This window comes from Streptomyces sp. SAS_281, from assembly GCF_052542855.1.
The window spans coordinates 26589-32736 of sequence record NZ_JBMNDO010000089.1 but is presented as its reverse complement, the minus strand read 5'-3'; the positions used below and the strand labels follow the sequence as shown (position 1 = coordinate 32736).

The 6148-nt window shown below is 71.6% G+C and carries 5 protein-coding genes; all 5 read right to left on the bottom strand.

The window, feature by feature from the left end; all coding sequences use genetic code 11:
* Window positions 1–157: 157 nt before the first annotated feature.
* Complete coding sequence (locus ACN6LM_RS27625) at window positions 158–841, bottom strand: hypothetical protein (RefSeq protein WP_445068095.1); 684 nt, start codon at window positions 839–841, stop codon at window positions 158–160.
* A gap of 213 nt (window positions 842–1054) precedes the next feature.
* Window positions 1055–1906, bottom strand: a complete 852-nt coding sequence (locus ACN6LM_RS27620) for an ABC transporter ATP-binding protein (RefSeq protein WP_445068094.1) — start codon at window positions 1904–1906, stop codon at window positions 1055–1057.
* Window positions 1903–3639: a dipeptide/oligopeptide/nickel ABC transporter permease/ATP-binding protein gene (locus tag ACN6LM_RS27615; RefSeq protein WP_445068093.1), complete on the bottom strand. Its 1737-nt coding sequence runs from the start codon at window positions 3637–3639 to the stop codon at window positions 1903–1905. Before ACN6LM_RS27615 ends, ACN6LM_RS27620 begins: the two co-directional genes overlap by 4 nt.
* Complete coding sequence (locus ACN6LM_RS27610) at window positions 3636–4577, bottom strand: ABC transporter permease (RefSeq protein WP_445068092.1); 942 nt, start codon at window positions 4575–4577, stop codon at window positions 3636–3638. Before ACN6LM_RS27610 ends, ACN6LM_RS27615 begins: the two co-directional genes overlap by 4 nt.
* Before the next feature lie 28 nt (window positions 4578–4605).
* Window positions 4606–6141, bottom strand: coding sequence for an ABC transporter substrate-binding protein (locus ACN6LM_RS27605; protein ID WP_445068091.1), 1536 nt, complete (start codon window positions 6139–6141; stop codon window positions 4606–4608).
* Window positions 6142–6148 lie beyond the last annotated feature (7 nt).

Sequence of the window (6148 nt, the reverse complement as noted above, 5' to 3'; positions counted from 1 at the left end):
GGTCGGCGGCGCACTCCTGTCGATCGTCATGCTGGACACGGACATCTTCCCCAAGGACCTCGGCTGGCGCCTCATGGTCACCAGCGAGGAGGTCACGCTCAATGTCATCGTGAGACGACACGCCCGGCTCGGGCCCCGTCGGCGTCTTCTGCGCGGGTTATGCCTCGTTGCGGGCACGGCGGCGTGCGGCTCGGCGGACCATGATCAGCCCGGCGGCTCCCGCGGCCCCTGCCGCCAGCGCGGCGGTGGTCGCGACGTTCGAGTCGCTCTCGGAGCTGACGCTCTCCATGTCCGGGACGCCGCCGCCACCGGCGGGGACGCCGCCGGACGGCTGCTCGTAGCCCGCCTCGGAGCCCGAAGCGGCCGAACCGCGCTCGCTGTTGTCCCCCGAGGCGTTGTTGCCCGACCCGTTGTTGCCGGCCGGCTTGGTGCAGTCGACCTTGAACGCCTTGTTCTTCGGGCCGGACGGAACGATCCACACCAGCTGGTACGTGCCCTCGGGGAGCAGGTACTCCTGGCTGCGCGCCGAGCCGTTGACCAGCGGAAGGGTGCTGGCGAGGGTGTCCCCCGGGGGAACGGTCGGGGGCTGCGCGGTGATGGTCCACGGCACGGCCGGCATGTCGCCGAAGTTGCTGGCCTGGAGGACGAACTTGCAGACCTCGTTGCCGTCGCCGCCGCGCGCCGCCCAGCCGCCGGGGCGGATGTCGATGTCGCCGCTGTCGCCGGGGGCGGCGAAGGCGGCCGACGCTCCGCCCAGCGTGGCGGCGGCGGCCGCGACCACGGCGGCCGCGACGGTGCCCGCGCGGACGCTGCGGGCACGGACAGAAGCGGAAATACGCATGCTGAACTCCTTCGAGCCGGGATGATTGTCGTACTGATCAATCGATCGCCCTAAGAGATGCCATGGCGCACGGGATAAATGCCGCGTAACACTCTGAAAAGTGCGACAAGTACCCTGAGTAGCCGATAGCGATCCGACCCGAAAAGCCCTCCGGACACGCGAACGGGGCGCCCGGAAGCGCCCCGCCCCGATGCCCGATGCCCGCCGCCCAGGTCAGCCCGGTCCGGCCCCGGTCCCGGCCGCCGCGCGCCGCCTGCGCTGCTCGGCCACGTCCGCCACCGGCGAGGCGTGCAGCAGCGTGCGCGTGTAGGCGTGTCGCGGCGCGGACGTGACCGTCGCGGCGTCGCCCGTCTCCACGATCTCGCCCCGGTGGATGACCGACACGCGGTGGCTCATGAAGCGGACGACGGCCAGGTCGTGGGAGACGAAGAGGTACGCGACCCCCGTCTCCTCCTGGATCTCCAGGAGGAGGTCGAGCACCGTGCGCTGGGTCGTCAGGTCCAGCGCGGAGACCGGCTCGTCGCAGATGACCAGCCGGGGGCGCAGGGCGAGCGCCCGGGCGATCGCGACCCGCTGCCGCTGGCCCCCGGAGAACTCCCGGGGCAGCCTGCCCGCGGCGTCGGACGGCAGCTGGACGCGTTCCAGCAGCCCGGCGACCCTCCCCCGGGCCTCCCGCGCACGCGTACCCTGCCCGATCAGCGGCTCGGCGAGGGTGTCCCCGACGGTGCGGGAAGGGTTCAGGGAGGTGTACGGGTCCTGGAAGACGACCTGGAGGTCGCGGCTGAGGGCCCTGCGGCGGCGGGCGTCGGCGTGCTCGATGCGCTCGCCGTCGAAGGTGACCGAGCCCGAGCGCACCGGCACGAGCCCGAGGACCGCGCGCCCGATGGTGGACTTGCCGGAGCCGGATTCGCCGACCAGGCCCAGGGTCTCCCCGGGCCGCACGAAGAGGCCGACGCCCTTGAGGACCTCGGTCTCCGGGGCGCGCCACCCCTTGCCGGGGAAGGAGACCCGCAGGTCCCGCACGGTGAGGAGGGCGTCCGCCGGGGGCGTGTCGTCCGTGTTCATGCGGTGACGGTCCTCGCTTCTCGGGGCTGCCAGGGGGTGCGGGCGGGCGCGTCGTCGAGGACGGCGGCCAGCAGGGTGCGGGTGTAGGGGTCCTGCGGAGCGCCGAGGACCTGTTCGGTCGTGCCGGTCTCCACGATGCGCCCGGCGTTCATCACGGCCACCCGGTCGCAGAGGTCGGCGACGACCCCGAGGTTGTGGGTCACCAGGAGGACGCCGAGGCCGCGTTCGTCGCGCAGCCGGCGCAGCAGGCCGAGCACTTCGGCCTGGACGCGCACGTCGAGCGCGGTGGTGGGCTCGTCGGCGATGAGGAGGTCCGGGTCGCAGGACATCGCGCCGGCGATCAGGACGCGCTGGGCCATGCCGCCGGAGATCTCGTGGGGATGGAGGCGCAGGATGCGGTCCGGGTCGGGGATCTCGACCAGGCGCAGCAACTCGCGGGCCCGGTCGGCGGCTTCCCTGCGGCCGAGTCCGAGGTGGTGGCGTACGGGCTCCATGAGCTGGCTGCCGATGGTGAAGGCGGGGTCGAGATTGCTCATGGGTTCCTGCGGTACGTACGCGAGGGTGCGGCCGCGGAGCGCGCGGTGGTCGCGTTCCCGCATGCCCGTCGTCTCCCGGCCGTTGACCATGACGCTGCCGCGCGTGACGCGTCCTCCCTCGGGCAGCAGGCCCAGGACCGAGAAGGCCGTCTGGGTCTTCCCGGAGCCGGACTCCCCGACCAGGCCCACGATTTCGCCGGGGCCTACATCGAGGTCGACACCGTGCACGACCTCCTTGTCGGTGCCGTCGGGCCGGGCGTAGGCCACGGCGAGGCCGCGCACGGAGAGCAGTGCGGCGCGCGGGGCGGTGGGCTCCGTGACCGGGTCCGGGGCTTCGGCGGGTCCGGTGCGCCGGCGGCGGGCGGGCCGGGGCGTCTGCTCCTCCAGGGCGTCGCGTACGGCTCCGGCGAGCAGGACGAGCGCGCAGTTGGTGAGGCCGAGGGCGAGGCCGGGCCAGAGGATGAGCCGGGGGGCGCGCTGGATGTTCTGGAACGCCTCGTTGAGCATGGCGCCCCAGGTCGCGGACGATCCGCTGCCGACGCCGAGGAACTCCAGGCCGACCTGGAGGGCGATCGCGATACCCGCGACCAGCGCGATCTGGATGATGATGGGGCCGCGTACGACGGTCAGGACGTGCCGGGCCACGATGCGCGTGTCGGAGAGTCCGGAGACCTTCGCGGCGTCCACGTACAACTCGCCCCGGACGTTGGCGACGATGCCGCGCACCAGGCGGAAGAAGCTGGGCGCCACCAGGACGCCGAGCACGATCATCAGGACGTGCGCGTCCGGGCCGAGGATGGCGCGGGAGGCGAGCAGCACGACCATGGCGGGCAGGGCCATGACGAGGTTGACCGTCCAGCCGGCGGCGGAGTCGAACCAGCCGCCCCGGTACCCGGCGAAGAGGCCCGACGGCACGCCGAGCGCCAGCGCGATGGCGAGGGCGAGCAGCGCGCCGCCCAGCGTGCTGCGCCCGGCGTACAGGACCCGGGCGAGGATGTCGCGCCCCGCCGAGTCCATGCCGAGGGGGTGCCCGTCGCCCGGCCCCGCGAACGCTTCGCCCAGCGACGAGGCGTTCGGGTCCTGCGAGGCGATCACCGGTGCGAGGAGCACGGCCGCGACGATGAGCAGGAGCAGGGCGGCGGAGAGCCCGCCGAGGGGGTTGCGCAGGACCCTGCGCAGGGTGCGGCCGGTACTCATGCGACCCTCGCCTTGGGGTTGAGCCAGCCGATCAGGATGTCGACCAGGAGGTTGATCAGGACGACGCCGACGACGGTGAGCATGACGAGCGCCATGATCACGGGGATGTCGCCGCGGGTGGTGTAGGTGACGGTCATGGAGCCGATGCCGGGGAGCCCGAAGATCTGCTCCACCAGGACGGCGCCGCCGAGCAGGCCGACGAACTGCATGCCGAGCACGGAGAGCGCGGGCGCCGAGGCGTTGCGCAGGACGTGCTTGAACACGATGCGGGACGCGGGCAGTCCGCGGGCCCGCAGGGTGCGGACGTAGTCCTGGCGCAGGACGTCGATGACGGCACCGCGCACCTGCTGGGAGACGCCCGCGACGGAGGCCACCGACAGCGAGAGCACCGGCAGGGTGATGGTGGACAGCCAGCCGCTGGGCGAGTCGGTGAACCCGGTGTAGCCGATGGCCGGGAACCAGCGGAGCCGTACCGCGAAGACCAGGACGAGGACCAGGGTCAGCAGGAATCCCGGCAGGGCGTATCCCACCACGCCCAGAACCTGCACGAAGCGGTCGGCGGCGCCGCGCCGCACCCCGGCCCACACTCCCAGCAGGAAGGCGAGGAGCGTGGTGACGACGGTGACGCCGAGCATCAGGCTGGCCGTGACCGGGAGGCGGTTGCCGACGGCCTGGCCCACCTCCTCACTCGTGAACCAGGAGGTGCCGAGGTCGCCCCGGACGGCGTGAGACAGCCAGCTCCCGTACTGCTGGAGCACCGGCTCGTCCAGGCCCAGCGACGCGTTCTTGGCGTCGATGGCGCTCTGGGACGCGCTCTCGCCGAGCAGTTGCCGGCCCACGTCGATGTGCGGGACGGACAGCAGCAGATAGGTGAGGAAGGAGATCACGACCAGGAGCACGGCTCCGGAGGCGATCCTGCGGGCGATGAAGTTCAGCATGACACTCGGTATCCGTCGGCGCGGGGCGCTACTTGGCGGGCGCGTAGTTGTAGATCGAGGGGACGGCCATGCCGGACTGCGGCGCGATCCTCACGGTGCCGTCCGAGACGTGCAGGTAGCTCATCCGGTAGAAGGGGACGAACCACGCGTCCTCCACCAGGTGCTGGTTGAGTTCGCGCGCGGCCGTCCTCGCCTCGGCCCCGCTGCCGGCCTTGAGGACGGGGAGCAGCTTCCGCGTCACCTCGTCCGTGGTGCCGAACATGTTGAAGGCGCCCGGGGTGACCAGTTCGTCGGCCGCCGCCCAGTCGGAGGCGGACTGGCCCATGTTCATGACCATGCCGGAGTACAGGCGGTCCTTGAAGACCTTCTGGACGGCCGAGGCGCCGTCGAGCGTGTCCCAGACCAGCTTCACGCCGATGGCCTTGAAGTCGGACTGGAGCGAGGCGGCGAGCGCGTCGTTGACGATCGCCGTGATCCTCGGCAGCTTCAGCGTGAAGCCGTCTCCGTAACCGGCTTTCCGGAGCAGGGACTTGGCCTTGGCGGGGTCGTGCGCGTAGGAGGCGTCCAGCTCCTTGTCGTACGCCTGGGTCTCGGGGCCGAAGACCTGCGCGGTGGTCCGGCCGCGGTTCTGGCGGATGCGGTCGAGCATGGTGCCGCGGTCGACGGCGTAGTTGAGCGCCTGCCGCACGCGCGGGTCGCGCAGGGCGGGGGTGATCTTGCCGTCGCGGTCGAAGAGCAGCAGCCCCTGGAAGTCGAACTCCTGCTTCTCCGTCTTGACCTTCGGGTCGGTCTCGACGGCGATCTGCTGGTCGGCGGACTGGAGGAGGGCCGCGTTGATCTGCCCGGTCCTGAGGCCGTTGGTGATCGCGGTCTCGTTGTCGAAGAAGCTGAAGGTGACGTTCTGGTAGGGGAGTTCCTTGCCCCAGTAGTCGGCGTTGCGGGTGTAGGACCACTTGGTGCCGACGGTGGTACGCGCCTTGTCGAGGCGGTAGGGGCCGGTGCCGTCCGGGGTGGTCTTGAGGCTGTCGCCCTTCGCGAACTGCTTGGGGTTGGCCATCAGGCCGGGCGCGTCGCTGAGGTAGAACTCCATCGCCGGGTTGGGCTGCTTGAGCTTCAGCGTGACGTGGGCGGCGTCGGTGACGTCGACCGCCTCCAGGTCGTTCAGCCACTTGGCGGAGGCGCCGCCGCCCTTCTGGAAGCGTTCCAGGTTCGCCTTGACCGCCGCACCGTCGAAGGCGGTGCCGTCGGCGAACTTCACGTCCTTGCGCAGGGTCAGCGCGAGCGCGGTGTGCGCCTTGTCGTACGTCCACTCCGTGGCGAGCATCGGGCTGAAGGTGCCGTCGGGTTCGCGCTTGATGAGGGTGTCGTACACGGCCTGGAAGTACGGCAGGGCGCTGCCGGTGGCGACGGCGGGGTCCAGGCTCTGCGGGAGGGTCATCGTCGCGATGTTCAGCGTGGACGATCCGGCGCCCGCGGCGCCGCCGCCGTCGCCGGCGCATCCGGCGAGGGCGAGCGAGGCCGCGACGCAGGCGGCAACGGTCGCGGTCCGGGCAGTTCTGCTCATGTCTTTC